Raw genomic sequence first — 24,948 nt, 5'->3', positions numbered from 1 at the left:
GCTGGTTCCGTATGGCGATTTCGACACCAACGTCGTCCAGTACTACTTCGATGCCGGCAACGGCTTCTCGGCCGTGGTCTCGTTGGAAGAAGGCTCTGGCGTCATCGGCACGATCGACAGCTACGTTCCGCATGTCGTCGGCGGCTTGAAGTGGACGCAGGGCTGGGGCGCCATCAGCGGCGTCATCGCCTATGACAGCAACTATGAAGAAGTCGCAGGCAAGGTTCGTTTGGACGTGAACGCCACCGACGCGATCTCGCTGTTCATCATGGCCGGCTACGGCACCGACGACAATCTCAGCGACCCGACCTGGGCGATCCCGGCCGGCGGCCGCGGCTTCTACAAGCAGTGGAGCGGCAACTGGGCAGTCTGGGGCGGTGGTACCTACAAGTTCAACGAGAAGACCTCGTTCAACATTCAGGCGTCTACCGACGAAGGTAAGAACGTCGGCGTCGCGGCGAACATCGCCTATGACATCGTTCCTGGCCTCACGGTCACGGCCGAAGTTGACTACCTCCATCTCGGTGACGACACCGTCTCCAACTGGACCAACGCCGACAAGAAGAACAGCGTCGGCGGCCTGCTCCGCTTCCAGCGCTCGTTCTAATCAGCAGCGTCTGACTGAAATCGAACCCGGCGGGCAACCGCCGGGTTTTTCTTTTCTGCTGGCAGCACCTGAGGCGCCATTGCACAGTGCTGCATTCGACACGATCGCAGGAATCCGCGCGCAAGCGGAATGAATTCCGACCGGTCGCAGACGCGTCGTCAGCCAAGATTTCACGGTTCGTTTCGGCGAGCCGCGCAAACGGTCGGAATCGGCTGGAACGCCCATCGCTTTATCAACTAGGCGGCGCAAGAAGCGAAGCGGTGCGCCGCGACCTGGTCGAGGAATGCGCGGCGCAAGGGGTGAGATCGGTCGTGATCCTTCGCGCCCCCCTCTGTCCTGCCGGACATCTCCCCCACAAGGGTGGAGATTGGCAGCTTTGGCGCCCCGCTTAATCCTGCGACGTCGGCGATTGGCGAAAGCCGCGGCGACGTCCAATCTCCCCCCAAGTGGGGGAGATGTCCGGCAGGACAGAGGGGGCGCTGTCCCGCTAGCGTTTCAAGGGCTTCTCCACCGTCGCAACGCTCTGGAGTTGCGGCATGGTCCTTGGGCCTTCGCCCCGCTTCGCGTCGCTACGCCCAAGGATGACGAAGGTGGGGCCGCTACCTTGGTGCCAAGACTTGGAGCAGGCAGGTGGAACCTCAGCGAAGGAGAGAGCGCGATGGTTGGCCGCGAATTGACTGCGCGGCTCCCGGGCAAAGCCGGCAAAGTCTGGAACTACCGATCAAACTTCGGCAAGATCTCCCAAAGCCTCGATCAACGGCTGGATCTCGCTTTCGTAATTCTTCCATCGTTTGACGGACGACTTGTAGATCGGCTGGCGAACCTGCCAGCGGCTGTAAGTATTTACCGAGCCATCCCTGTCGAAAAAGCGCAGGCAGGCATCGTCCCAAGGCAGCCCGAGATAGTCTATGAGACGGCGCGACTGCTCCTCCTGATTTTCGATCAGGGTCTCATAACGATTTTCGAAAATACGACCCGGGAAAACCTTGTTCCAATGCCGCATCAGACGATCATATTCCCTGTAGTAGAGGCCGAGCGTCTGAAGGTCAGCACTGTAGCTATGCGCTTCGTTGAACTGCAGGACAAAGCAGGAGATGCAATTGTCGATGACATCGCGGCGGCAATGAATGACGCGCGCATTCGGAAACAGAATACCGATCAGGCCGATCAGCTCGAAATTGTGGGGCATCTTGTCGACGATTCGGAGTGCGTCGGGGGCACGCTCGCGCAGATAGGCGAGGTGCTCGTCGGCCAGTGTCCTGGTCAGCTCGGGGGTCATTTTGACAATCGATTTGCCGAGGTCTGCGCCGGTGCGGTCCTTGAGTCCGAGTCCATTGGCTGTTCGCGCAAGCTTGCTGAGCTCGCCGGCGCCATGAACACTTGGATGGCTGGCGCAGATCTGCTCGGTCAGCGTTGTGCCGGAGCGAGGCATGCCAACGACGAATACGGGCACCTCCGAGGGATTGCCGTATGCGGCCATTGAAACCACCAGTTCCGGTGTGAAAGTCTCGATGACCGCATCGACCCAACGGCGATAGCTTTCCAGGTCGAATTTACGGCCTCCGGCTTGATTCCCCTTCTTGAAGTGATCCATCGCCTCCTTGTAGCGACGGAGGTCGTTGAGCAGCTTTCCGGCGGCGTGATGGAGCGCTGCCGCTCCGTCCGACCCATGGCCCGGGTCCTGAAGCTCCTTTAGGATTGCTGCAAGCTCCGGCGGCTCTTCCGTGAATTTGCGTGTGTGTAGGAGTGCATTGTAGGCAGCCGGTACCGCGATGCGCCGTGCTATCGCCTCTTTCAGATGTGCCGCGGCTTCGTCCATACGGCCGAGGCTCGCGAGTGCCTCGGGCAGTCCCATCCGGGCCAGAGGATGATCTCGGTCGATTTTAAGCGCCTCCTCGAAGAGCGGCAGCGCCATTTCTCCTTGGTCAAACGCGTTGTAAGCCTTGCCCAGGGCGCAAAGCGCTTCCACCAGCCCCGGCTTCAGTTCCAAGGCGTACCGAATGTGCTTGATCGCCGGCGTAAATTCGCTGAGCCTCAGATAGGTTTCACCCAGGCTTAGATGATAGTAGGCATTTCGAGGTTCTTCTCCGACCGCACGGGCAAAATAGCGTAACGCCTTCTCGTCGTCGTATCCAATCCCAAGCGTTCCCAGAATATACAGAGCCAGCGGATGGTTTGGCGTCCTGGCCAGAACGCGAAGGCAGAGTTCCTCTGCTTCTGGCAGCCGCTCGGCTTTCTGCAATTCCAGCGCCTGCCTCAACAGCATATCGTCGGCCTGACTGCGGGGCGGACCGGCCTTCGGCTGGGCTTTGGGTGGTGCACCTTTCGGCGATCCCGCCTTAGCCGAGGTCGGAGTTTTGAGGTACTTGGCCCAAGCGGGCGGCAATCGGTTGTTCATCTTGTCTCGCTAGCAAAACGAGCCTGGAGAATCCAGCCTTGAACGCGGCCCGGCAACTTGCACGCACCCACCGCCCGCGCTAGCAAGAGACCCTTCTTCCATGCGAGCTTTTGCCATGCGCCAGCGCCCTCCCCTTACGCCGATCGTCGGCGCGCTTCCCACCACGGTGCCGTTCGTCGGACCGGAGGCGCAGGAGCGCGACCGCGGCCGGCCCTTCCGGGCCCGCATCGGCGCCAATGAAAGCAGTTTTGGGCCCTCGCCGCGCGTCATCGCCCGCATGGAGAGTGTCGCGCGCGACCAGTGGATGTATTGCGACCCCGACAACCACGACCTGAAAGTCGCGCTAGCTGCGCATCACAATGTCGGCGTCGAGAACGTGGTGGTGGGCGAAGGCATTGACGGGCTGCTCGGTCTCGTCGCGCGCATGTATGTGGCGCCGGGCGATGCGGTGGTGACCTCGCTGGGCGCCTATCCCACCTTCAACTTCCACATCGCCGGCGTCGGCGGCAGGCTGGTGACGGTGCCTTACGCCAACGACAAGGAGGATCTTGAGGGGCTGTTGGCCGCGGTTCGCCAGGAAAAGGCGCCGCTTGTCTATCTTTCCAATCCGGACAATCCGATGGGAAGCTGGTGGGAGGCGCCGGATGTCGTGCGGTTCATCGAGGCGCTGCCAAAAACCACCATGCTGGTGCTGGACGAAGCCTATGGCGAGTTGGGTCCGGCCTCGGCGCTGCCGCCGATCGATATCGCGCGGCCGAATGTCGTGCGCATGCGCACCTTCTCCAAGGCTTACGGACTGGCCGGCATTCGCTGCGGCTACGCGGTGGCCGAGCGCGAAGTGATCCGCGACTTCGAAAAGATCCGCAACCACTATGGCGTCAGCCGCATGGCGCAGATCGCCGGCCTCGAGGCGCTCGCCGACCAGGACTATCTGAAACCGGTGGTGGCGCGCGTGGCGGCCGGGCGCCAACGCATTTCGGCCATTGCCGAGGAAAACGGGCTGACGCCGCTGCCGTCGGCGACCAATTTCGTCACCATAGACTGCGGCCGCGACGGCGCATTCGCGCTGAACGTGATGCAGGCGCTGCTCTCGCGCGACGTCTTCATCCGCAAACCGATGGCACCACGGCTCGACCGCTGCATCCGGGTCAGCGTCGGCCTCGACCATGAGCTCGACATCTTCGCCGAGGAATTGCCTGGCGCGCTGGCGGCTGCGCGAGGGAATTAGCCCAAGCCCGCCCGACGCTACCCTGGCGGTTGCCTTTATCCTTTGCTGTGCCAGATTCCGCATGGCATCGGACGCGGAGCGTGGGCAATGCAAGGCGAAGAGAGAGTCGTTCGGGCACGCATTTCCGGTACGGTGCAAGGCGTGAGCTACCGCGTCTGGGCGCGCAGCGAAGCCATACGTCTTGGGCTGAAGGGCTGGGTGCGCAACGAGCGCGACGGCTCGGTCACGGCGCTCATCGCCGGCGCCGATGCCGCGGTCACCGCCATGATCGAACGCCTGTGGCAAGGGCCCCGCGGCGCGCTGGTCTCGAAGGTCGATATCGAGGAAGCCGCGGATGACGCGCCTGCCGACTTCAGGATCATTGCGTAGGCTTCATTCCTCGCCCCCACGGTAGTGGGGGATAGGTGGCGCGGCGAAGCCGCGACGGAGAGGGGGACAGCGCGACCTTGATGAATTTCCAAAGAAACCCGCTGACGCCGCAGCCCCCTCTCCGTCTCGGGCTCGTCCGAGCCACCTCTCCCCGCTTTGCGAGGGCGAGGAATAGGTGGCGATGTGGCTTGAATTAATTGAACGTTCGTTTTATTAATACCCTTGGAGGCGAACATGGCACGCACCACGGGTTCAGCCGGCGAAAAAACCGAGGCTGCCGTCCGCGAAGCGGCGGTCGGCCTGATCGCGCGTCTCGGCTACGAGGCGATGTCGATGCGCCAGCTGGCGGCCGAAGTCGGTGTCCAGGCCGCGGCGCTCTACCGCTATTTCCCGACCAAAGAAGACCTGCTGTTCACGCTGATGCGCGAGCACATGGAAGGCCTGCTGGAAGCCTGGAGCGCGGCGCGCCCGGCAGCAGTCGACCCGGCGACTCGCCTCGCCGCCTATGTCGGGAACCACATCGCCTTCCATATCGAGCGGCGCCACGCCACCCATGTCTCGAATATGGAGCTGCGCAGCCTCTCGCATGAGCGGCTGACGCAGATCCTCAAGCTGCGCACGGCCTATGAGAAGGAATTGCGCGCGATCCTGCGCGATGGCGTGGAGGCCGATGTCTTCGAGATCGACGATGTCGGGCTGACCGCCATGGCGCTGATCCAGATGATGACCGGCGTCATTGTCTGGTTCCGTCCGGGCGAGCGGCTGTCGATCACCGAAGTCACCACGACATATCTTTCCATGACAATGCGGCTCGTCGGCGCGAAGATCGATGCCTACAGCGCCGCGCGTCCCTTCGGACGCGCAAAGGACGCTGTAGCAATTTGAATTTTGCGCATGATCCTTTCCGAAAATCGAAGTCGATTTTCGGGGTCATGCGGGGAGGAAGACAATGTACACAAATACGCTGAACTTCGGGCTTGATGCCGATATCGAGGCGCTGCGCGACACGGTGCGGCGCTTCGCCCAGGACAGGATCGCGCCGATCGCGGCCGAGATCGACCGCTCCAACGAATTCCCGGCGCATCTTTGGGCGGAACTCGGCGCGCTCGGCCTGCTCGGCATCACCGCCGATCCCGATTTCGGCGGATCCGGCATGGGCTACCTCGCGCATGTCGTGGCGATGGAGGAGATTTCGCGCGCGTCGGCCTCGGTCGGCCTCTCCTACGGCGCGCATTCCAACCTCTGCGTCAACCAGATCAATCGCTGGGCGACGCCGGCACAGAAGGAGAAGTACCTGCCGCCGCTCTGCAGCGGCGAAAAGGTCGGCGCGCTGGCGATGTCGGAAACGGGCGCCGGCTCCGACGTGGTTTCGCTGCGCCTGCGCGCCGAAAAGCGCAACGACCGCTATGTGCTCAACGGCTCGAAGATGTGGATCACCAACGGGCCCGACGCGGAGACATTGGTGGTCTATGCCAAGACCGATCCGGAGCGCCAGTCGCGCGGCATCACCGCCTTCATCGTCGAGAAGACTTTTGCCGGGTTTTCGGTGGCGCAGAAACTCGACAAGCTCGGCATGCGCGGCTCCAACACCGGCGAGCTCGTCTTCGAGAATGTCGAGGTGCCGTTCGAGAACGTGCTGCACGAGGAAGGGCGCGGCGTCGAGGTGCTGATGTCGGGCCTCGACTATGAGCGCGCGGTGCTTTCCGGCGGGCCGATCGGGCTGATGGCGGCCTGCCTCGATGTGGCGGTGCCTTACGCGCATGAGCGCAAGCAGTTCGGCCAGCCGATCGGCAGCTTCCAGCTGGTGCAGGGCAAGCTCGCCGACATGTACGCGACGATGAATGCCGCGCGCGCCTATGTGTACGCCGTGGCGGCCGCCTGCGACCGTGGCGAGACCACGCGCAAGGACGCCGCCGGCTGCGTGCTGTTCGCGGCCGAAAAGGCGACGCAGATGGCGCTCAACGCCATCCAGCTGCTTGGCGGCAACGGCTATATCAACGACTATCCGACCGGGCGGCTTTTGCGCGACGCCAAGCTCTACGAGATCGGCGCCGGCACCAGCGAGATCCGCCGCTGGCTGATCGGCCGCGAGATCATGGCGGAGGGGGTCTAGTGCGCGCGGCTCGTCACTTTCGTCGAGCCTTCGTCGATCCGCTTTCGGGCCGCTTCTGCGAGGGTGTCCGAGACCCATTGATTTATGGATTTCCCGTCGCTGGAAGCCGCCCGGCTGACAAGACGGTGGACTTCCGGCGTGGTGCGCAGGGCGAGTTTGCCAGAAAAAGGCTTTTCCGGCTCTTTGTTCTGTTCAGCGCAAAATTCGAGGTAGTCGTCGACGCATTCATGAAAGGCCTTCAGCAACTCTTCCGCCGAATCGGCTTCGTATGTGAAGATGTCGCGAATACCCACGATACGACCGTGAAACACAACGTCGTTTTCATCGAACTCGATCGTTCCCAGATATCCCTTGTAGGGCTTCATAGCTCAACACCTGACTCTGTTAGGAAAATCCTGATCTCTCGGATCACGTATGCTTTCGTATCTGGCGATGGATGCGGTCGATGCACTCGAAGTGTTATCCCGTTCAACGTGAAGCGCACCCGCGATCCACGCCCTTCCGACACTCTCGCGCCAAGTGCTATCAACAACGCCTCGACATCGCGCCATTTGATCGAAGCGCTGACCGGGTTCGCAAATATCCTGTCCAGCGTCTGCCGGTGCGCAGCTTTCATGACTTTTCGCCCTCCCCAAATCGAGTACCCTGATGGCCGACTCCTAGGGTTAGGGCGAGAGCCCGAAGTGATACTAAAATATGATATCATCTGAGGTTCGTCAATGCCCGCTCTGACCTCGCAAATCTCCCCCTCCTCGGACACCTTCCGCGCCAATGCCGAGCGCATGCGGGCGCTAGTCGCCGATATTGCCGAGAAGGCGGCCGGCATCGAGCGCGGTGGCTCGGATGAGGCGCGCGAGCGGCACCAGGGCCGCGGCAAGCTGTTGCCCCGCGAGCGACTGGCGCAACTGCTCGACACCGGCTCGCCCTTCCTTGAGGTCGGCCAGTTCGCGGCATGGTCGATGTATGGCGAGGATATTCCGTCCGCCGGCATCATCACCGGCATCGGCCGCGTCGAAGGCAGGGAGGTGATGGTCGTCGTCAACGACGCCACGGTAAAAGGCGGCACCTACTATCCCGTGACGGTGAAGAAGCACCTGCGCGCACAGGAGGTCGCGCTGCAGAACAACCTCCCTTGCGTCTACCTGGTCGACAGCGGCGGCGCCAATTTGCCCAACCAGGACGAGGTCTTCCCGGACCGCGAGCATTTCGGCCGCATCTTCTACAATCAGGCCAACATGTCGGCGGCGGGCATTCCCCAGATCGCCTGCGTCATGGGCTCCTGCACGGCGGGCGGCGCCTATGTGCCGGCGATGTCGGACGAGACGATCATGGTGCGCAACCAGGCGACCATCTTCCTTGGCGGCCCGCCGCTGGTGAAGGCCGCCACCGGCGAGGATGTCAGCGCTGAGGAGCTCGGCGGCGCCGATGTTCACACCAGGCTTTCTGGCGTTGCCGACCACTATGCGATGGACGACGAGCATGCTTTAGCCATTTGCCGGCGCATCGTCAGGAACCTGAATCGGAACAAGGTTCTAAGCCTCAATCTGCAGAAACCGGTACCGCCGCTTCACGATCCGAATGAACTTTATGGCATCGTGCCGACGGACCTGCGCCAGCCCTATGACGTGCGCGAGGTGATCGCGCGTCTTGTCGACGGTTCCGAGTTCGACGAGTTCAAGCAGAATTACGGCACCACCTTGGTCACCGGCTTTGCCCATCTGCACGGCATGCCGGTCGGCATTATCGGCAACAATGGCGTGCTCTTTTCCGAAAGCGCGTTGAAGGGCGCGCATTTCATCGAGCTCTGCTGCCAGCGCGGCATTCCGCTGATCTTCCTGCAGAACATCACCGGCTTCATGGTCGGGCGAAAGTACGAGGCCGGCGGCATCGCCAAGGACGGCGCCAAGCTGGTCACAGCGGTCGCCACGGCACGCGTGCCCAAGCTTACGGTGATCATCGGCGGCTCCTTCGGCGCTGGCAATTACGGCATGTGCGGGCGCGCCTATTCGCCCCGCTTCCTATGGATGTGGCCGAACGCGCGCATCTCGGTGATGGGCGGCGAGCAGGCGGCGACCGTGCTCGCCATGGTCAAGCGCGAAGGCATCGAGCGCAAGGGCGGTGAGTGGAGCGCCGGGGACGAGGCCAAGTTCCGCAAGCCGATCCTGATGAAATACGAGCATGAAGGCCATCCGCTCTATTCCTCGGCACGGCTCTGGGACGACGGCATCATCGATCCGGCCAAGACGCGCGAGGTGCTGGCGCTCAGCCTTTCGGCGGCGCTCAATGCCGGGATCGAGGAGACGAAGTTCGGCGTATTCAGGATGTGACGATGAGCGAGATCGGCGACAGGATCCGCATTCACACAGGCGACATCACCAAGCTCACGGTCGATGCCATCGTCAATGCCGCCAATTCCTCGCTGCTCGGCGGCGGCGGTGTCGACGGCGCCATCCACCGCGCCGCCGGGCCGGAACTGCTCGCCGAATGCCGGACGCTGAACGGCTGCAGGACGGGTGATGCCAAACTGACCAAGGGCTATCGCCTGCCGGCACGTTACGTCATCCACACGGTCGGGCCGGTCTGGCAAGGCGGCGGCAAGGGCGAGGCCGAGCTGCTCGCCTCCTGCTACCGGCGCTCTCTCGAAATCGCCCGCGACCATAATTGTCAAACGATTGCTTTCCCGGCGATCTCGACCGGCATTTATCGCTATCCGAAGGATGAGGCGGCGGGGATCGCCGTCGGCATCGTAAGCGACTTCCTGGAACAGAACACAGTGCCGCATAGCGTTATCTTCTGCTGCTTCGACGAGCCGATGGCCGAACTATACCGACGAGCCGTTGCTGCCCTTTGGGAAGCCTGAACTTATGGACCAAGCGATTTTTCAATACAGGCAAATGCGAACAGTCCCTGGAGGGCTAGCGGCAAGGTTGGATATTGGTTATTGCTCACCCGGCATTGGGCAATTTGGGTGGGGTGAAAACGATTCTGAAATATTGCCGCAAGTCGACTGCTTTGATATTTGCAGGATTGCTAATATTCGTAGCGCCGGGCGTAGAGGCCGCCGGATCGCTGGCGGGCAGCAAGGGCGACGTGCGTTACCCGATAACCATTCCCACAGGGACCGTAGGTGGCTGCGGCAAAGCCTATGCCGCATACGTGGCGGCTGCGGGCCATTCGGCCTTCGCGGCAACGCCAATCGTTCCGGCGACCGAGTATTTCATTTGTGGCGCCTGGCTGAACGCACCGTCACAGAGGGCAGCCGAGGAGCGGGCGCTGAAATCCTGTCAGGCCAGCAAAGGCAAATACAAGGTCACGGTCGCCGGCGCCTGCAGCATCGCCGCGTCCAAATAGGCCACAGGCCGACATTTTTTCTGCGGGGGGATCAGAATGAAATTCAGGAATATCAGAGGGGCGGCGGCGTCGACTCTGGCGGGGCTACTGATCGTATTAATGCCTGGCGTTGCGGCGGCGGAATCGCTGGCCGGCAAGATCGGCGACAAACGGTTTGCTCCGACGCTCTCGCTCGATCCGAAGGAAGCCTGCTACAAATCCTACCTCGCCTATATCGCGGCGAGCGGCCATTCGGCCTACGCCACGACGTTCTATTCGCGCGTCGTCGATCTTCACATTTTCTGCAGCGTGAAGCTGAACGCACCTTCGCAGAAGGCCGCGGAGGATATTGCGCTGCGCGCCTGCCAGTCCGGCTTCACCAGGTGGAAGGTCAAGACCGCAAGCGGCGGCTGCGCGATCGCGGCGTCGAAATAGGCTGGCGCCCGCAGGACTGGCGCCGCCGGAGGCAAAACCGGGAGGCTCCATGTTCGGCAAGATCCTGATCGCCAATCGCGGCGAGATCGCCTGTCGCGTCATCCGCACCGCGCGCAAGCTCGGCGTGCACACCGTCGCGATCTACTCGGATGCCGATGCCCGCGCCCTGCATGTCGAGATGGCCGACGAGGCGGTGCATATCGGCCCCTCGCCTGTCGGCGAGAGCTATCTGCGCGGCGACAGGATCATTGCCGCGGCACTCGCCACGGGGGCTGAAGCGGTCCATCCCGGCTACGGCTTCTTGTCGGAGAATCCCGACTTCGTCGACCAGGTGGCCACGGCCGGGCTGGTCTTCATCGGGCCGTCCGCCGCCTCGATCCGCGCCATGGGGCTGAAGGATGCCGCCAAGCGGCTGATGGAAAAGGCCGGCGTGCCGGTGGTGCCGGGCTATCACGGCGAAGCGCAGGAGATCGTGCTTCTTGCCTCCAAGGCGCGCGAGATCGGCTATCCCGTTCTGATCAAGGCGCGCGCCGGCGGCGGCGGCAAGGGCATGCGGCGCGTCGATCACTCGGACGATTTCTCCGAAGCGCTGTCCGGAGCGCGGCGCGAGGCCAAGGCCGCGTTCGGCGACGACCGCGTGCTGGTCGAAAAATATGTCGACAAGCCGCGCCATATCGAAGTCCAGGTGTTCGGCGACACTTTCGGCAATGCCGTGCATTTGTTCGAGCGCGACTGCTCGGCGCAGCGCCGCCACCAGAAGGTGATCGAGGAAGCGCCCGCCCCTGGCATGACGCCGGCGCTGCGCAAGGCGATGACGGAAGCCGCGGTCAAGGCCGCCAAGGCGATCAACTACTCGGGCGCCGGCACGATCGAGTTCATCGTCGATGCTTCCGAGGGCCTGAAGCCCGACCGCTTCTGGTTCATGGAGATGAACACGCGGCTGCAGGTCGAGCATCCCGTCACCGAGATGGTCACCGGCGTCGATCTGGTCGAATGGCAGCTCCGTGTCGCCTCCGGCGAGAAACTGCCGAAGACGCAGGGCGAGATCGCGCTTGCCGGACATGCCTTCGAGGCGCGCATCTACGCCGAGGACGCGGCCAAGGGATTCCTGCCGGCGACGGGCACGCTGCACCATCTGAAGTTTCCTGACGTCGCGCCCGAGGGTGCCGTCATGCGTATTGAAACCGGCGTGCGGGCCGGCGACGCGATCTCGCCCTTCTACGACCCGATGATCGCCAAGCTGGTGGTGCACGGCAAAGACAGGACCACCGCGCTTGCGGCATTGCGCGATGCGCTGTCCCGGACGGAAGTTGCCGGCTCGACCGTCAACACCGCCTTCCTTGCGGCGCTTGCCACGGACGCCGATTTCGCGGCGGGCGATGTCGACACCGGCCTGATCGGCAGGCATCAGGATGCTCTTGTCGCCGTTGCGGCGCCAAGCGATGAGACAATCGCCGCCGCGGCGCTGGCGGCAACCGGGGCGGGCGCGCCCGATCCGGCCGCCGATCCATGGTCCTCGCTTGCGGGCTATGCGCATTTTCACACGCTGGCGCGCCGCACCCGCCTGCGTTTCGGCGAGGAGAACATACTGGCGCGGGTCTCGGCGCGACCGGACGGCCGCTTCCAGGTGGCGCTGGAGGCGCCGCATGACGCGATCAATTCGCACGATCTCAGGAACCTGCCGCGCACCGCCAGCTGGCCGGGCCATGTCACCGTGTTCGAAGGCGCGGTCGGCTATACTTTCGCGGTTCCCGACCCGCTCGCCAAGGCGGATGAGGCAGCGGCTGCCACGGGAAGCCTGCGCGCGCCGATGCCGGGGCTGGTCAAGCTGGTGCGTGCGGTGGCGGGCGATGCCGTGATCAAAGGCCAGCCGCTCCTGATCCTCGAGGCGATGAAGATGGAGCACACGATCTCAGCAGCCCATGACGGGGTGATCGCCGAGATCGCGGCAGAAGGCGCGCAGGTGAGCGACGGCACGGTGCTGGTGCGGTTCGCAGAAGACGGCCAGAGCTGAAAAGAAAATGGCCGGGACAAGCCCGGCCATTTCCACTTTGTAGACAGAACCGATTACGGCTTGATCGGCGCGTATTTGCCGTCGTGCCACTGGTTGATGTCGTAGCTGGCGTTCTTCAGGTCGCCCTTCTCGTCGAAGATGACGTCGCCGACGACGGTGCTGATCGGCTGGCCGTTCTTCAGCGCTTCGGCGACCTTGCCCGGATCGTCGGTGCCGGCGCGCTTGACGCCTTCGGCGACGGCCTGGACCACGGCATAGGAGAACAGCGTGAAGCCTTCCGGCGTGAAGCCGCCGGCCTTGATCTTGGCGACGGCTTCCTTGGCTTCGGGCTTCGACTGCGGATCCGACGGGAAGACGAACATGGTGCCTTCGCCGGCCGGGCCGGAAACCTGCCAGAATTCCGGTGTGGCGATCGAGTCCGGCATGATCAGCTGGAACTTGACGTTCTGCTCGGCAGCCTGGCGCAGGATGAGGCCGGCCTCGGGGTGGTAGCCGCCGAAATAGACGACGTCGGCCTTGAGCTCCTTCAGCTTGGTGACAAGGGCCGAATAGTCCTTCTCGCCGGCATTGATGCCTTCATAATCCACTTCCTTCAGGCCACCGGCATTCATCGTCGCCTTGACGGCGTCGGCCACGCCCTGGCCGTAGGCGCTCTTGTCGTGCAGGATGACGACATTCTTGCCGGCATATTTCTTCGCGATCCACGGGCCGATGAAGGCGCCCTGGGCGTCGTCACGCGTATAGAGCCGCATGATCGTCGGCCAGCCGGACTTGGCCGCGGCGTCGGTCAGCGCCGGGTTGGAGGAGGCCGGGCTCATCATCAGCGTGCCGGCTTCGGCATAGACGGCGGAGGCAGGAATGCTCGAGCCCGAGCAGGCATGGCCGTCGACGAACTTGACGCCGTTGGCGACGATGCGGTTGGCGACCGACACCGCCTGCTTCGGGTCGCACTGGTCATCCTCGATGTCGAGCTTGATCTGGGAGCCGTTGACACCGCCCGCCGCGTTGATGGCGTCGGCGGCAGCCTGCGCGCCCTGCTTGAACTGGTCGCCGATCGTGGCGAGCTGACCGGTCATCGGGCCGACCACCGAAATGGTGATGTCGTCGGCGAAAGCAACCGATGCGCTCATCATCAGGCCCAATGCGGCCGCGCTCAAAATACCCAATCTTTTCATGACAATAGAACTCCTCCACTTGCGCGCGGCCGCTCCGGCCACGCTTCTTCCAGAGCCGGGACAATTCCACCCTTCGCCGGACCTGTCGAGAGGACAATACATATGGCTTTGGTTCATTTCGGCGAGGATTTCTTGGGCCAAGCGGCTGCCGCCGGCGAAAATGCGCAAATGCAAAAGCCGCGCCGGCCTTGTCCCGGCCGGTCGCGGCTTTTTGCGGTCGAGCTTCCCTGGTGCCCCCCGCTCGCTTCCCTGTTTATTGTGCGCGGCTTGAAGTCGTTATTGCCGCGTTCTTGGTCTTGTTAACCGGCCGTCTTTTCGCGGCCTTGTCCCCTGAGAGCTTCAGGGCGTCAGCCCGCAAGGTCAGTGCATCGTCATCCATTCGCGCGCTTCGCGCAGCGCCCTGGCGATATCGGCCTTCGACATCGTGGCCGACAGTTCCGAGCGCAGCTCGGCGGCGCGGGCCGAGCCCTTGATCGCGGCGATGTTGAACCATTTATGGGCGGCGACGACGTCGGTCTCGCAATCGCGGCCGGTCGCATACATCATGCCCAGTTCGAAAAGAATGTCGGCCTGGGCAGTTGCCCCCATGGCGCCGAAGCCGGCTTCAAGCATTTCAAAACGTGCCATTTCAATCCCCTGTCTGCTCCCGAGAGCTGCCTCCTTCTGTCCCTTGATGTCCCTCGGGGCGGGCCGCTCTTTCGATGCTTTCGAGGATGACGGCTCGCCTTGAATCCGTCGTTAAATGGCTTGCTTAATTTGAAGAAAACAAAGCTAAAACAAGAAGTAAACGCGAAGATTTGTTAAGCATGGGAACCCAGCAATTCAGCCGATTTGCGCAAAATTCGACGAAAATTTCCGGCGCCGGAATCAAGACTTCGCTAACCACGGAAACCGAAGCCTTTTTCGCCACCCGTTCATTTTCAGCGACCCGCGCGGCCAAAATCCTTGCCACCTTCCGTGGCGGCACCGCTTTCGCTTTGGTGACGGCTGGATTAGCTTACGTTTGCGTAAGGGACAGAGAGGCGGAACGAGGCCCGCCGGAACCCTAAAGGGAGGACAAACATGTTTCGAAAAGTGAGCCTGGCCCTGGCGGCCACCCTGATCATGGCCGGCGCCGCATGGGCCGACCCGATTGAAGGCAATTGGAAGACACAGGCCGGCTCGACGGCGGCGATCGCCGGCGGCGGCGCGTTCTCGATCACGCTGAAGTCCGGCAAATATGCCGGCAAGACGATCGGCTCCTTCAAGGCGGCCGGCGACAACAAGTATACCGGCACCATAACAGATCCGGAAACCGACAAGACCTATTCCGGCAAGGCGACGATTTCCGGCACCTCGCTCAAGATGAGCGGCTGCGTTCTGGGCGGGCTGATCTGCAAGAGCCAGACCTGGCACAAACTCTGATCGCCGTTCAAACGACGATGTGAAAACGGGACCAGGCGGCCCCGTTTTTCGTTTTTGGGCGCTGTTTCGAAGTGCGGCGCCGGGCAAGGCAGTTTGCGGCGCTTGGCCGGATCAAAACCCCTATCAACCAATTTGAACGGTGGATGAATACCGGTCTCAGAACCGGTTCAGAGGCATTCGGGCATTCTCCTCGCCATTGAAGGAGAGACCAATGCTTGTCCGCCGCCTCACCATCGTCTGCCTGCTGATGAGCCTGTTCGGCATGTTCTTCGCCATCCTGGTGGCCGAAGCCGGCCACCCGGCGCGCTCATCGGGAATGGCAGACACCTGCCGGCTGGACTGCATGAACCATTTCGACCGCTGAAACGACCAATACTCGAAACCGGAACGACCACCATGAACCGCATCGCCACCTCCGCCCTCAAGGCTCTTCGGCTCCTGCCGCGGGCGTTGCTCATCCTGATGCTGCTTGCCGCTCCCGTGCTGGCGGTTCCTATGATGCGTGCCGACACCGGCTCGATCATCGAGGCGCCAACGCCGAAGAAGGCCGGCATCGGGTTCGTGCTGCTGGTCAGCCTGCAGCGCGGCTGACACGGTCTGAGAAAAATACATCGTGGCCAGCTTCTGGCCCGCCTCCCCCTCCCAAGCGCTCCTCCAAATCCCTATATTGGGCCATGGAAAAGCGAATCTACCCCCAAGCCATCGAATCGGTCGTCATGCCGGAGCCTTTCGGCAGGCAGAGCTTCGACGATGCCAAGAAGGCGGTCGCGGCGCTGGAAGCGCTCTACGACCGCAACACCAAATTCCTGCGCGATTCCTTCGCCAAACTCGCCGCCGGCCGCGACGAGAGCAAGCGCTACCGGGCCTTCTATCCGCAGATCGGCGTCACCACGACCTCGTTCACCCAGATCGACTCGCGCCAGGCCTACGGCCATATGCCGACGCCTGGGCATTTCGCGACCACCATCACCCAGCCGAAGCTGTTCGAGAACTATCTCGTCGAGCAGCTTCGGCTCATCATGCGCAATCACGGCGTGCAGGTGACGGTGTCGGAATCGACAACGCCGATCCCGCTGCATTTCGCCTTCCTGGAAGGCACCTATGTCGACGGCACGGCGGCCGAGCGCATCAAACGGCCGATCCGCGACCTGTTCGACGTGCCGGACCTCGACGGCACCGACGACCAGATCGCCAACGGCACCTTCGAGGTTGCGTTCGGCGAGCCGAGGCCGCTGGCGCCGTTCACGGCGCAGCGCATCGACTATTCGCTGCACCGCATGACGCACTACACGGCGACCAGCCCGCAGCATTTCCAGAACTTCGTGCTGTTCACCAACTACCAATTCTACATCGACGAGTTCGTGGCGCGGGCCCGCGACCTGATGGAGAAGGGCGGTGGCGGTTACAGCGAATTCGTCGAGCCGGGCAACGTTGTGACAAAGGCCGGGGCCGCTGCGGCGAGCGAAGGCACACCGCCGCAGCGCCTGCCGCAGATGCCGGCCTATCACCTGAAGAAGCCCGGCCATGGCGGCATCAGCATGGTCAATATCGGAGTCGGCCCGTCCAACGCCAAGACCATCACCGACCATATCGCGGTGCTTCGGCCGCATGCCTGGGTGATGCTCGGCCACTGCGCCGGCCTGCGCAACACGCAGGCACTGGGCGACTATGTGCTGGCCCATGCCTATGTGCGCGAGGACCATGTGCTGGACGACGACCTGCCGGTCTGGGTGCCGATCCCGCCACTGGCCGAGATTCAGGTGGCGCTGCAGGAAGCAGTCGCCGAGGTGACGGGGCTTTCGGGCTATGATCTCAAGCGCATCATGCGCACCGGGACCGTCGCCACCATCGACAACCGCAATTGGGAACTGCGCGATCAGCGCGGACCGGTGCAGCGCCTGTCGCAGTCGCGCGCCATCGCGCTCGACATGGAATCGGCGACGATCGCCGCCAACGGCTTCCGCTTCCGGGTGCCCTATGGGACGCTGCTGTGCGTCTCCGACAAGCCGCTACATGGCGAGCTGAAGCTTCCCGGCATGGCGACGGAATTCTACAAGCGGCAGGTGGCGCAGCATCTCACCATTGGCATCAGGGCGATGGAGAAACTGGCCGAAATGCCGATGGAGCGGTTGCATTCGCGCAAGCTGAGAAGTTTTTCCGAAACGGCCTTCCAGTAGCGACCGGCCCGCCCCGGGGTCGGCCGGGCCTCTTTGTTTTTTGCGCGATTCAAGAGGGAAAACCGCTGCGCATTTTCCTGGAATTGCAGCTCTCTTTTCGCAATTCCGGACGGAAAACCGCTACGCACTTTTCCTGGAATTGCTACGGCGAGGCAATTCGTCGTCTTGCCCCGGCCGCAATTTGGCCGATAAGCAGGCCTGAGCGGGATTGTCTCGCTCCAAACAGATTGCCAGCGGCATTCGGCAGACCACGACTGAGATGGCAACAGGCGGCGCGCGCTCGAACATGACGGCTGGGGTGGCATTCCTGGCGATGATGGCACTCTCGGCCGCGCTGCTGGCCGGGTTCCTGGGCGCACTGCATCCGGCCCTCGATTCCTTCTCGCATTTTCGCATTCATCTGAGCGTCTTGACGGCGCTGCTGGCGCTGCCGCTGCTGGCCAGCTCCTACCGGCTGCAGGCGGTCGCGGTTCTGCTCTTCGCCATTGCCAGCCTCGCCACGACAGTGAGCGCGTTGCCCCGGCTGTGGCCGCAGCAGGCGGTCGCCAAGCCTGCCGACCGGATCGTCTACAGCCTGCTGCAGATGAACCTGCGCTTCGACAATCCGACGCCGAAGAAGGTGCTGTCGCTGATCGGCCGGACCAACCCTGATGTGATCACCCTCGACGAGGTGTCGGGGATGTGGACGAGTGAGCTTGGCTACATCACCAGCGCCTATCCCTACCGCATCCTTTGCCCCTATCCCAACGGCATATTCGGCGTCGCGCTGCTGTCGCGGCGGCCCTTTGCCGCCGGCACCGCGCCGCATTGCGAGCCGCGCGGCGCGATGGCGACCGCAACGATCGATTTCGGCGGCACCGGCGTCGACGTCGCCGCAATCCATTTGAGCTGGCCCTGGCCGCACGAGCAGTACTGGCAGATCGGCGAACTGGCGGAGCCGCTTGGCGCGCTCGGCGAAACCGCAATCATGGCCGGCGACTGCAACGCCGTGCCGTGGAGCGCGGCGGTGCGTCGCGTCGCCTCGCTCGGCGGACTGACGGTGATGCCGTCGGCCGGGCCGACCTGGATCCACAGGAAGTTGCCCGACTTCCTGCGGCGCTTCGCCGGCCTGCCGATCGATCAGGTGTTCAGCAAGGGCGGGGTGATGATCCTGTCGTCAACGCGGTTGGAAGACGACGGCTCCGACCATCTGCCGGTGCTGGTCGAGTTCTCGTTACGGCCCGATGGCCGAGAGCCCGAGGATGAGCACGAGTCAGCGCTGGCGGCGAACAACCTTTCTACTGGGCCACGCGGCTAGACTGGGCTCGATCCACTCGAAATAGCCCGTGAAGCCGCCTTCGGCCTACTTCCCCATCAAGGCCGCGACCAGGTGCGCGACATGGCCGCCATCGCGGTGCTCGCGAGCATCGAAGGCATTCTGCCTGGCCTCGTATTCGGCATAGGCGGTTTGGATACGCTGGCGCGCCTCGCGGCGCGTCTTGTAGCAATAGGGATCGTCCGCGACCTGGAGGCCGGTGATCGACCGCTCGGTGGCGCGCATCATTTGCCTGGCGATGCGGCCATGGGTCTCCTCATGGGCACGCACGCCGGCGAAGAACCGGTCCCAGCGCTTCTTCAACGCCGGCGTGGCCGGCGAAGCGACGCGCGGAAAGGTGTAGAAGAGATTGAGCGTGCCGTTTGCCTGCTTGAGCCGGCACGACCCCTTGTCCTGGATCACGCCGAGCTCCCAGTCGACCGTGTAGGCGGTCTGGGCAATGGCATGGGTCATGAAGCCGTGCTTGGGGCCTTTGCTGTCCATGGCCTCGATGAGCGCCGCGCCAGAATTACCGGCAATGTCATAGGTACGCGTCTGGACCAGCACCGTGGTGCCGGCCGAAGCCTGCGGCGCGCACAGCGCGCCGAGGGCGACAAGGCATGTCAGAACCGCCAGCCGCATAGCCGTCTCTCCCTATCCTCAGCGAAAGGAAACACAAGCAGGCGACGGTTTCAACGGCCTTGAGGTTGCGCTGTCGCAACCTGTACCGCACGCAGGCCTCCTCATCTGGCTGCCGCCATCTTCTCCCGTAGGGGCAAGCTCCGGCGCTGGCACCCCTCTCCGTTCTTCACGGCGGGAGGGTGAGGGGCAGCGCAAAGCCTTTGGCAATTGCCCTCTACATGCCCTGATAGACCGGACCCTCTCCACCTTGTGGCGGCACCCAGTTGATGTTCTGGTTCGGATCCTTGATATCGCAGGTCTTGCAGTGGACGCAGTTCTGCGCGTTGATGACGAAGCGCACGTCCTTGGCCGACGGATCGGCCGCGGCGTTGCCGTCCTTGTCCACCCACTCGTAGACGCCTGCCGGGCAGTAGCGGGTCGAAGGGCCGGCAAAGACGTCGTGCTCGGAGCGCTGCAGCAGCGCCGCGTCGCCGACGATCAGATGCACCGGCTCGTTTTCCTCATGGTTGGTGTTGGACAAAAACACCGATGAGAGCCGGTCGAAGGTCAAGACGCCATCCGGCTTCGGATAGGCGATCTTCTGATGCTTGGAGGCGGGGTCCAACGTCGCGTAGTCGGCCTTGCCGTGCTTCAGCGTGCCGAAGGGCGAGAAGCCGAACAACGTGTTCAGCCACATGTCGAGACCGCCGATGCCGACGCCCACGATGGTGCCGAAGCGCGACCACAGCGGCTTGACGTTGCGCACCTTCTTCAGGTCCTTGCCGATGTCGCTGCCGCGCCAGGCGTCTTCATAGGAGGCGAGCTCGTCATTGGCGCGGCCGGCGGCAATGGCGTCTGCGACATGTTCGGCCGCCAGCATGCCGGACAGCACCGCATTGTGCGAGCCCTTGATGCGCGGCACGTTGACGAAGCCGGCCGCGCAGCCCATCAGCACGCCGCCCGGGAAGGAAAGCTTCGGCACCGACTGCCAGCCGCCCTCGGTGATGGCGCGGGCACCGTAGCCGATCCGCTTGGCGCCTTCGAAGGTGCCTCTGATCGCCGGATGCGTCTTGAAGCGCTGGAATTCCTCGAAGGGCGAGAGCCAGGGGTTCTTGTAGTTCAGGTGGACGACGAAGCCGACCGCCACCTGATTGTCTTCCAGATGATAGAGGAAGGAGCCGCCGCCGGTCTTCATGTCGAGCGGCCAGCCGAAGGAATGCTGCACCAGCCCCGGCTTGTGATTTTCCGGCTTGATCTGCCACAGTTCCTTGAGGCCGATGCCGAACTTGCCCGGCTCGCGGCCGTCGGCAAGCCGGTATTTCGCGATCAGCTGCTTGGCTAAAGAGCCGCGCGCGCCCTCGCCGATCAGCACGTATTTGCCCATCAGCGCCATGCCCGGCGCGTAGGCCGGGCCGTGCGTGCCGTCCTTCTCGACGCCCATGTCGCCGGTGATCACACCGGTGACGGCGCCGGCATCGTTGTAGACAAGGCTCGCCGCGGCAAAGCCCGGATAGATCTCGACGCCGAGCGCCTCGGCCTTGGTCGCCAGCCAGCGGCAGACATTGCCGAGCGAGACGATGTAGTTGCCGTGATTGTTCATCAGCGGCGGCATCAGGAAATTGGGCAGGCGGAACGAACCGGCGGGGCCGAGGACCAGGAAATGATCGTCGGTGACCGGCGTCTTGAACGGATGGCCCTCTTCCTCGCGCCAGCCCGGCAAAAGGCGATCGATGCCGATCGGGTCGACGACGGCGCCGGACAGTATGTGGGCGCCGACCTCGCCGCCCTTTTCCAAGACGACGACGGAAAGGTCGGGGTTGAGCTGCTTCAGACGGATCGCCGCGGCAAGGCCGGCTGGACCGGCGCCGACGATCACCACGTCGAATTCCATGCTCTCGCGTTCGATATCGCTCATCGACCCCTCACTGGCTTGCCATATTCTTGCATTTTGCTGGCTCACGCGCTGCATAGCGCATCAATTCGCGACGCGAAACCGGCGCTGACGTAACAAGGCCGATTTCGACAAAAAGTCGCGGTTTTCTGGCGATGCAAGCCCATTCGATCAGGCCAGGCAAAGCATCCAGCAGGGCCAACCGATTGGAAGGGGAACCACCGGACGCACGTTTTTAATTGTTCGACGGCTTGCTTATCGGCAATACTTGACCTCATGCGCACTCCCGAGCCAACCGGCTTTTCATCGAAGCGCTTACTCTTCACGCCCGGCGTGCTCTGCCGCGCGGTTCTTCCGCTCCTCTTTTCGCTTGGTGCCGCCCAGGCCGATACGCAGAAAGTGTGGGTGGCCGGCGCCTACTCCTTTTCCGACGAGCTTGGCGGCTTCCGCATCACCGGCGCTTCCGGAATCGGCACCAAGGATGACCCGCTGGTCATCACCGAGGAGCTGAATTCGGCGACACCGGTGACGCTGACCATCCGCGCCGTCAGGCCGATCGAAGCCTTCGGCAAGGCCGGCGACGTCGCCAATGGCGTGATGTATATGCGCATCGACGTGCTCAACAACAGCGCGCTGCCCTGGGTGGAATTCCAGTTCGAGCTGCAGGAAATCCTCGACCAGCCAAGCGTATTCGGCGACGGCCTATCCTTCGATCAGCGCAACAAGACGCCCGACAACATCGTTTCCAGCAACTTCGCCGATTTCGACCGCCAGTTCGAACCCTATGACCGGCTGCTGTTCAAGAACGGCAAGGTCGACCCGCTGAAGACGGCGACCTTCGCGTTCCTGATCACCGACTACACGCCGCGCTGGACGTTTTATCTGGTGCAGGATCCGCGCATTCCCACAGGCTGACGGACGTCGCGCTGGATGGCGAATTCACGGCGGTTGCAAATCATCGCCACGCGGACGATTGTGCCGCCATGACTGCCACCTCTCCCAACAACCCGATCGACATCGCCGAGCTGCTGGCCTTCTATGCCAGCGCCGGCGTTGACGAGGCGCTGGAAGACACGCCGATAAACCGGTTCGCCGGGGCCAAGCCGAAGCAAGCCGAGCGCGCGCCGGCCACGGCCGCGCCCGCTCGCGAAAGCAGGCCCCAGGAGCGGCCGGCATCGGAGCCCGGCTTTGACGCAAGCCGGGCCGCGGAACGGCCGGCGGCATCAACCGGGCTGGACGCAAGCCAAGTGCCCGATGCGCCGAGGCGCCCGACCCTCACCACCGCAACGGTCCCCGACGAGGGGCAGATTATGCTCGCGCGACAACTGGCGGCCAGCGCCTCGACGCTTGACGAGCTGCGCCAGCACATGGCGGCCTTCGACGGCTGCAACCTCAAATTCACCGCCAAGAACCTGGTCTTCGCCGACGGTAACCCGAATGCCGACCTGATGCTTGTCGGCGAGGCGCCGGGCCGCGACGAGGACCTCGAAGGCCTGCCCTTCGTCGGCCGCTCGGGACGGCTGCTCGACCGCATGCTCGCCGCGATCGGCCTCGACCGGACTTCGGCCTATATCGCCAATGTCATCCCATGGCGTCCGCCGGGCAACCGCACGCCGACGCCGCACGAGACGGAGATCTGCCGTCCGTTCATCGAAAGGCAGATCGAGCTGGTCAACCCGAAAGTGCTGGTCAATCTCGGCGGACCTTCCGCCAAGACGTTGCTCAACACCACGGAAGGGATACTCAGGCTGCGCGGCAACTGGCGTGTCCACACGACCGCGTCGGGCACCGCCATTCCGGCGATGCCGACACTGCACCCGGCCTATCTGCTGAGGACGCCGGCGCACAAGAAGCTGGCCTGGCGGGATTTTCTCGAGGTGAAGGCGAAGCTGAGAGCGTTGGCGTAAGCGCTTCCCTTCTTCCCTTGTGGAGAAGGAGATGGCGCCAATTACCTCCCAGGTAATTGAATTGCTCCCCTCGCCGCCTTAGTCCTGCTGCCATGACAACGTCCGAAATCTCCGCCGGAAGCCTCATTCGCGAATGGCGCACGCGCCGGCGCATGAGCCAGCTCGACCTCGCCATGGAAGCCGACATCTCGCAGCGGCATCTCTCCTTTGTCGAAAGCGGCCGCGCACAGCCGTCGCGCGAGATGGTGCTGCATCTGGCCGAGCAGCTTTCGATCCCGCTGCGCCAGCGCAACCAACTGCTGCTCGCGGCGGGCTTCGCGCCGAGCTTCAGCGAAAGGCCGCTGACCGATGCGACGCTGGCGCCGGCGATGGCCGCGGTCGAGACGGTGCTCAAAGGCCACGAGCCCTTCCCGGCGCTCGCGGTCGACCGGCACTGGAACCTTGTTTCCGCCAACGCCGCGATCGGCCCGTTCCTGGCCGACGTCTCGGAGCCGTCGCTGCTCAAGCCGCCGGTCAATGTGCTGAGGCTCAGCCTGCATCCTGGCGGCGTCGCGCCGCGCATCGTCAACCTCGCGGAATGGCGCGCGCATCTCCTCGAGCGGCTGAAGCACCAGAACGACGCCACCGGCGACCCCGTGCTGATCGAGCTGGAGAAGGAGCTGCGCGGCTATCCGTCCGGGCTGAAGAGCAGCCGGCCGGCGCCGGTCGAGCCGAGCGGCATCGTGCATCCGCTCAGGCTCGCACATGGGGATATGGTGCTGTCCTTCATCAGCACGATCACTGTGTTCGGCACACCGCTCGACGTCACGCTGTCGGAGCTGGCGATCGAGTCCTTCTTCCCCGCCGACGAGCAGACGCGGACAGTGCTGGTGCGGCTGGCGAAGGAGCGGGCAACGGCTTCGTAGACTAAGGTCCTTATTTTGATGCATGTCGTTATCCTAGAACCGCTGCACACTTCTGGGTGACATTACCCCTGCGGCGGCGTCGCCCTCCGCGTGCGCGTGCGCTCCAGGCCCAGTTGCCGTTCGCGCCAGATGATGAAGATGCCGGCGGCCACCACGATGACGCCGCCGATCAGCGTGTTCAGCGACGTTACATCGCCGAAGATGAGATAGCCGACCACGACGCCGAGGATCATCGAGGTGTATTCGAAGGGCGCCACGACCGAGGCCTCGGCGTGGCGGTAGGCGGCCGTCATCAGGATCTGGCCGAGACCGCCGCAGCAGCCGGCCATGACAAGCAGCGCGGCTTGCATCGGCGTCAGCGCCTGCCAGCCGAAAGGCAATGTGAACAGCGCCAGCACGCTCGCCGTCGAGGAGAACCACAGCACGATCGTCGCCGTCTTCTCGGTCTGCACGAGATTGCGCACCAGAAGCATGGCGACGGCGGAGATCGCAGCGGCGATCAGCGCCGCCATGACGCCCAGCACTTCCTGATCGTCGAGCGCCTCGTCGGAATTCAACAGCGTCAGTTCCGGCCAGGAGATGATGAGCACGCCGACGAGACCGACGGCGACCGCACTCCAGCGATAGACGCGGATCGTCTCACCGAGGAAGACCGAGGAGAACACCACGACCAGCAGCGGCTGGGCATAGTTCAGCGTGATCGCTTCGGGGAGCGGCAGCCTAGTCAGCGCAAAGAAGCCGAGTCCCATGGCGCCGACGCCGACGACGCCGCGCGCGATGTGGTTGAACGGCCGCTTCGTGGTGAACGCTGTGGCTAGCTGCCCCTTGAACGACAGGAAAGCGACGATCGGGAAGATGGCAAAGAAGGATCGGAAGAAGACGATCTGCCCGGCGGGCACGTCGCCGGCCGCCTTGATACAAGTCTGCATGCCTACGAAGACCGCCACGGAGACGATCTTCAGCGCAATGCCGCGCAGCGTGTCGTGGCCGACGGCATGATCGACGGTCATCTTGCCTCGTGACGATGGTCGGAAACGAAGCCCAGAAATAGGCCCCGGCGCAGTTTTGTCGAGTGACCAT

The 24,948-nt window shown here is 63.4% G+C and carries 26 protein-coding genes; 18 read left to right on the top strand and 8 right to left on the bottom strand.

Annotation, left to right across the window (positions count from 1 at the left end; genetic code table 11):
- Positions 1-607: porin (locus AU465_RS15765; RefSeq protein WP_192249148.1), on the top strand; the 607-nt coding region annotated here is incomplete at its 5' end.
- 721 nt (positions 608-1,328) lie between these two features.
- Here the strand turns inward: AU465_RS15765 and AU465_RS15760 are convergent.
- On the bottom strand, positions 1,329-3,005 hold the full coding sequence (locus AU465_RS15760) for a tetratricopeptide repeat-containing sulfotransferase family protein (RefSeq protein WP_192249145.1): 1,677 nt from the start codon (positions 3,003-3,005) through the stop codon (positions 1,329-1,331).
- A 115-nt stretch (positions 3,006-3,120) separates the two neighbouring features.
- Between AU465_RS15760 and AU465_RS15755 the strand changes: the two genes are divergently transcribed.
- The 4 genes from AU465_RS15755 (at position 3,121) to AU465_RS15740 (ending at position 6,715) form a co-directional block, all read left to right on the top strand.
- The gene (locus AU465_RS15755) at positions 3,121-4,233 is read left to right on the top strand and encodes a pyridoxal phosphate-dependent aminotransferase (RefSeq protein WP_192249142.1); all 1,113 of its coding nucleotides are present in this window, start codon (positions 3,121-3,123) and stop codon (positions 4,231-4,233) included.
- Between the two features lie 87 nt (positions 4,234-4,320).
- A complete protein-coding gene (locus tag AU465_RS15750; RefSeq protein WP_192249139.1) occupies positions 4,321-4,602 on the top strand; it encodes an acylphosphatase in 282 nt (93 codons plus the stop codon).
- 234 nt (positions 4,603-4,836) lie between these two features.
- Positions 4,837-5,487, top strand: coding sequence for a TetR/AcrR family transcriptional regulator (locus AU465_RS15745; RefSeq protein ID WP_192249136.1), 651 nt, complete (start codon positions 4,837-4,839; stop codon positions 5,485-5,487).
- 64 nt (positions 5,488-5,551) lie between these two features.
- Entirely contained in the window at positions 5,552-6,715 is a 1,164-nt protein-coding gene (locus AU465_RS15740; RefSeq protein ID WP_192249133.1) for an isovaleryl-CoA dehydrogenase, read from the top strand.
- On the opposite strand, the gene AU465_RS15735 is transcribed toward AU465_RS15740, so the two are convergent.
- Together AU465_RS15735 and AU465_RS15730 are read right to left on the bottom strand one after the other, a co-directional pair.
- Positions 6,712-7,080 carry a type II toxin-antitoxin system HicB family antitoxin gene (locus AU465_RS15735; RefSeq protein ID WP_192249130.1) on the bottom strand — a complete coding sequence of 123 codons (369 nt, stop codon included), beginning with the start codon at positions 7,078-7,080 and terminating at the stop codon, positions 6,712-6,714. The two genes, AU465_RS15740 and AU465_RS15735, sit on opposite strands and share 4 nt — an antisense overlap.
- Positions 7,077-7,331 (bottom strand): type II toxin-antitoxin system HicA family toxin, encoded by a 255-nt coding sequence (locus tag AU465_RS15730; RefSeq protein ID WP_192249127.1) that lies wholly within the window; start codon positions 7,329-7,331, stop codon positions 7,077-7,079. Before AU465_RS15730 ends, AU465_RS15735 begins: the two co-directional genes overlap by 4 nt.
- A gap of 103 nt (positions 7,332-7,434) precedes the next feature.
- On the opposite strand from AU465_RS15730, the gene AU465_RS15725 reads away from it, so the two are divergent.
- The 5 genes from AU465_RS15725 (at position 7,435) to AU465_RS15705 (ending at position 12,494) form a co-directional block, all read left to right on the top strand.
- The gene (locus AU465_RS15725) at positions 7,435-9,042 is read left to right on the top strand and encodes a carboxyl transferase domain-containing protein (RefSeq protein WP_192249124.1); all 1,608 of its coding nucleotides are present in this window, start codon (positions 7,435-7,437) and stop codon (positions 9,040-9,042) included.
- Between the two features lie 2 nt (positions 9,043-9,044).
- Entirely contained in the window at positions 9,045-9,575 is a 531-nt protein-coding gene (locus AU465_RS15720; protein WP_192249121.1) for an O-acetyl-ADP-ribose deacetylase, read from the top strand.
- Between the two features lie 74 nt (positions 9,576-9,649).
- The gene (locus AU465_RS15715; RefSeq protein ID WP_246506122.1) at positions 9,650-10,066 is read left to right on the top strand and encodes a hypothetical protein; all 417 of its coding nucleotides are present in this window, start codon (positions 9,650-9,652) and stop codon (positions 10,064-10,066) included.
- Between the two features lie 99 nt (positions 10,067-10,165).
- Complete coding sequence (locus AU465_RS15710; protein ID WP_312891258.1) at positions 10,166-10,480, top strand: hypothetical protein; 315 nt, start codon at positions 10,166-10,168, stop codon at positions 10,478-10,480.
- A 49-nt stretch (positions 10,481-10,529) separates the two neighbouring features.
- Complete coding sequence (locus AU465_RS15705) at positions 10,530-12,494, top strand: acetyl/propionyl/methylcrotonyl-CoA carboxylase subunit alpha (RefSeq protein ID WP_192249115.1); 1,965 nt, start codon at positions 10,530-10,532, stop codon at positions 12,492-12,494.
- 53 nt (positions 12,495-12,547) lie between these two features.
- Here AU465_RS15705 and AU465_RS15700 read toward each other — a convergent pair whose 3' ends face one another.
- Positions 12,548-13,669: an ABC transporter substrate-binding protein gene (locus AU465_RS15700; RefSeq protein WP_192249112.1), complete on the bottom strand. Its 1,122-nt coding sequence runs from the start codon at positions 13,667-13,669 to the stop codon at positions 12,548-12,550.
- A 360-nt stretch (positions 13,670-14,029) separates the two neighbouring features.
- Positions 14,030-14,296 (bottom strand): SEL1-like repeat protein, encoded by a 267-nt coding sequence (locus AU465_RS15695; RefSeq protein WP_192249109.1) that lies wholly within the window; start codon positions 14,294-14,296, stop codon positions 14,030-14,032.
- Between the two features lie 435 nt (positions 14,297-14,731).
- On the opposite strand from AU465_RS15695, the gene AU465_RS15690 reads away from it, so the two are divergent.
- The 5 genes from AU465_RS15690 to AU465_RS15670 all read left to right on the top strand — a co-directional run bounded on the left by AU465_RS15690 (position 14,732) and on the right by AU465_RS15670 (position 18,547).
- Positions 14,732-15,073, top strand: a complete 342-nt coding sequence (locus AU465_RS15690; RefSeq protein ID WP_192249106.1) for a DUF2147 domain-containing protein — start codon at positions 14,732-14,734, stop codon at positions 15,071-15,073.
- A 211-nt stretch (positions 15,074-15,284) separates the two neighbouring features.
- A complete protein-coding gene (locus AU465_RS15685; protein WP_192249103.1) occupies positions 15,285-15,437 on the top strand; it encodes a hypothetical protein in 153 nt (50 codons plus the stop codon).
- 32 nt (positions 15,438-15,469) lie between these two features.
- Positions 15,470-15,664: a hypothetical protein gene (locus AU465_RS15680; RefSeq protein WP_192249100.1), complete on the top strand. Its 195-nt coding sequence runs from the start codon at positions 15,470-15,472 to the stop codon at positions 15,662-15,664.
- Positions 15,665-15,789: 125 nt separating this feature from the next.
- The gene (locus tag AU465_RS15675; protein ID WP_246506120.1) at positions 15,790-17,250 is read left to right on the top strand and encodes an AMP nucleosidase; all 1,461 of its coding nucleotides are present in this window, start codon (positions 15,790-15,792) and stop codon (positions 17,248-17,250) included.
- 286 nt (positions 17,251-17,536) lie between these two features.
- Complete coding sequence (locus tag AU465_RS15670) at positions 17,537-18,547, top strand: endonuclease/exonuclease/phosphatase family protein (RefSeq protein ID WP_192249229.1); 1,011 nt, start codon at positions 17,537-17,539, stop codon at positions 18,545-18,547.
- 45 nt (positions 18,548-18,592) lie between these two features.
- Here the strand turns inward: AU465_RS15670 and AU465_RS15665 are convergent, their stop codons facing one another.
- Together AU465_RS15665 and AU465_RS15660 are read right to left on the bottom strand one after the other, a co-directional pair.
- Positions 18,593-19,186, bottom strand: coding sequence for a DUF922 domain-containing Zn-dependent protease (locus tag AU465_RS15665; RefSeq protein ID WP_192249094.1), 594 nt, complete (start codon positions 19,184-19,186; stop codon positions 18,593-18,595).
- Positions 19,187-19,400: 214 nt separating this feature from the next.
- Positions 19,401-21,080: an electron transfer flavoprotein-ubiquinone oxidoreductase gene (locus AU465_RS15660; RefSeq protein WP_192249091.1), complete on the bottom strand. Its 1,680-nt coding sequence runs from the start codon at positions 21,078-21,080 to the stop codon at positions 19,401-19,403.
- 252 nt (positions 21,081-21,332) lie between these two features.
- On the opposite strand from AU465_RS15660, the gene AU465_RS15655 reads away from it, so the two are divergent.
- The 3 genes from AU465_RS15655 (at position 21,333) to AU465_RS15645 (ending at position 23,868) form a co-directional block, all read left to right on the top strand.
- On the top strand, positions 21,333-21,971 hold the full coding sequence (locus AU465_RS15655; protein WP_192249088.1) for a hypothetical protein: 639 nt from the start codon (positions 21,333-21,335) through the stop codon (positions 21,969-21,971).
- A gap of 68 nt (positions 21,972-22,039) precedes the next feature.
- Entirely contained in the window at positions 22,040-22,963 is a 924-nt protein-coding gene (locus AU465_RS15650) for a uracil-DNA glycosylase (protein ID WP_192249085.1), read from the top strand.
- A 92-nt stretch (positions 22,964-23,055) separates the two neighbouring features.
- Positions 23,056-23,868, top strand: coding sequence for a helix-turn-helix domain-containing protein (locus tag AU465_RS15645; RefSeq protein ID WP_192249082.1), 813 nt, complete (start codon positions 23,056-23,058; stop codon positions 23,866-23,868).
- Between the two features lie 62 nt (positions 23,869-23,930).
- Here the strand turns inward: AU465_RS15645 and AU465_RS15640 are convergent, their stop codons facing one another.
- Positions 23,931-24,878 (bottom strand): DMT family transporter, encoded by a 948-nt coding sequence (locus tag AU465_RS15640; protein ID WP_192249079.1) that lies wholly within the window; start codon positions 24,876-24,878, stop codon positions 23,931-23,933.
- Between the last annotated feature and the right edge of the window lie 70 nt (positions 24,879-24,948).

It is taken from the genome of Mesorhizobium silamurunense, assembly GCF_014843905.1.
Classification (GTDB): Bacteria; Pseudomonadota; Alphaproteobacteria; order Rhizobiales; family Rhizobiaceae; genus Mesorhizobium; species Mesorhizobium silamurunense.
The sequence above is the reverse complement of the archived record's forward strand: the minus strand, read 5'-3'. Positions and strand labels throughout refer to the sequence as shown.

Bases quoted from the DNA above. Each gene is read 5' to 3' on its own strand.
- AU465_RS15760 (WP_192249145.1), bottom strand. From the start codon at position 3,005: ATGAACAACCGATTGCCGCCCGCTTGGGCCAAGTACCTCAAAACTCCG.
- AU465_RS15755 (WP_192249142.1), top strand. From the start codon at position 3,121: ATGCGCCAGCGCCCTCCCCTTACGCCGATCGTCGGCGCGCTTCCCACC.
- AU465_RS15750 (WP_192249139.1), top strand. From the start codon at position 4,321: ATGCAAGGCGAAGAGAGAGTCGTTCGGGCACGCATTTCCGGTACGGTG.
- AU465_RS15745 (WP_192249136.1), top strand. From the start codon at position 4,837: ATGGCACGCACCACGGGTTCAGCCGGCGAAAAAACCGAGGCTGCCGTC.
- AU465_RS15740 (WP_192249133.1), top strand. From the start codon at position 5,552: ATGTACACAAATACGCTGAACTTCGGGCTTGATGCCGATATCGAGGCG.
- AU465_RS15735 (WP_192249130.1), bottom strand. From the start codon at position 7,080: ATGAAGCCCTACAAGGGATATCTGGGAACGATCGAGTTCGATGAAAAC.
- AU465_RS15730 (WP_192249127.1), bottom strand. From the start codon at position 7,331: ATGAAAGCTGCGCACCGGCAGACGCTGGACAGGATATTTGCGAACCCG.
- AU465_RS15725 (WP_192249124.1), top strand. From the start codon at position 7,435: ATGCCCGCTCTGACCTCGCAAATCTCCCCCTCCTCGGACACCTTCCGC.
- AU465_RS15720 (WP_192249121.1), top strand. From the start codon at position 9,045: ATGAGCGAGATCGGCGACAGGATCCGCATTCACACAGGCGACATCACC.
- AU465_RS15710 (WP_312891258.1), top strand. From the start codon at position 10,166: ATGCCTGGCGTTGCGGCGGCGGAATCGCTGGCCGGCAAGATCGGCGAC.
- AU465_RS15705 (WP_192249115.1), top strand. From the start codon at position 10,530: ATGTTCGGCAAGATCCTGATCGCCAATCGCGGCGAGATCGCCTGTCGC.
- AU465_RS15700 (WP_192249112.1), bottom strand. From the start codon at position 13,669: ATGAAAAGATTGGGTATTTTGAGCGCGGCCGCATTGGGCCTGATGATG.
- AU465_RS15695 (WP_192249109.1), bottom strand. From the start codon at position 14,296: ATGGCACGTTTTGAAATGCTTGAAGCCGGCTTCGGCGCCATGGGGGCA.
- AU465_RS15690 (WP_192249106.1), top strand. From the start codon at position 14,732: ATGTTTCGAAAAGTGAGCCTGGCCCTGGCGGCCACCCTGATCATGGCC.
- AU465_RS15685 (WP_192249103.1), top strand. From the start codon at position 15,285: ATGCTTGTCCGCCGCCTCACCATCGTCTGCCTGCTGATGAGCCTGTTC.
- AU465_RS15680 (WP_192249100.1), top strand. From the start codon at position 15,470: ATGAACCGCATCGCCACCTCCGCCCTCAAGGCTCTTCGGCTCCTGCCG.
- AU465_RS15675 (WP_246506120.1), top strand. From the start codon at position 15,790: ATGCCGGAGCCTTTCGGCAGGCAGAGCTTCGACGATGCCAAGAAGGCG.
- AU465_RS15670 (WP_192249229.1), top strand. From the start codon at position 17,537: ATGACGGCTGGGGTGGCATTCCTGGCGATGATGGCACTCTCGGCCGCG.
- AU465_RS15665 (WP_192249094.1), bottom strand. From the start codon at position 19,186: ATGCGGCTGGCGGTTCTGACATGCCTTGTCGCCCTCGGCGCGCTGTGC.
- AU465_RS15660 (WP_192249091.1), bottom strand. From the start codon at position 21,080: ATGAGCGATATCGAACGCGAGAGCATGGAATTCGACGTGGTGATCGTC.
- AU465_RS15655 (WP_192249088.1), top strand. From the start codon at position 21,333: ATGCGCACTCCCGAGCCAACCGGCTTTTCATCGAAGCGCTTACTCTTC.
- AU465_RS15650 (WP_192249085.1), top strand. From the start codon at position 22,040: ATGACTGCCACCTCTCCCAACAACCCGATCGACATCGCCGAGCTGCTG.
- AU465_RS15645 (WP_192249082.1), top strand. From the start codon at position 23,056: ATGACAACGTCCGAAATCTCCGCCGGAAGCCTCATTCGCGAATGGCGC.
- AU465_RS15640 (WP_192249079.1), bottom strand. From the start codon at position 24,878: ATGACCGTCGATCATGCCGTCGGCCACGACACGCTGCGCGGCATTGCG.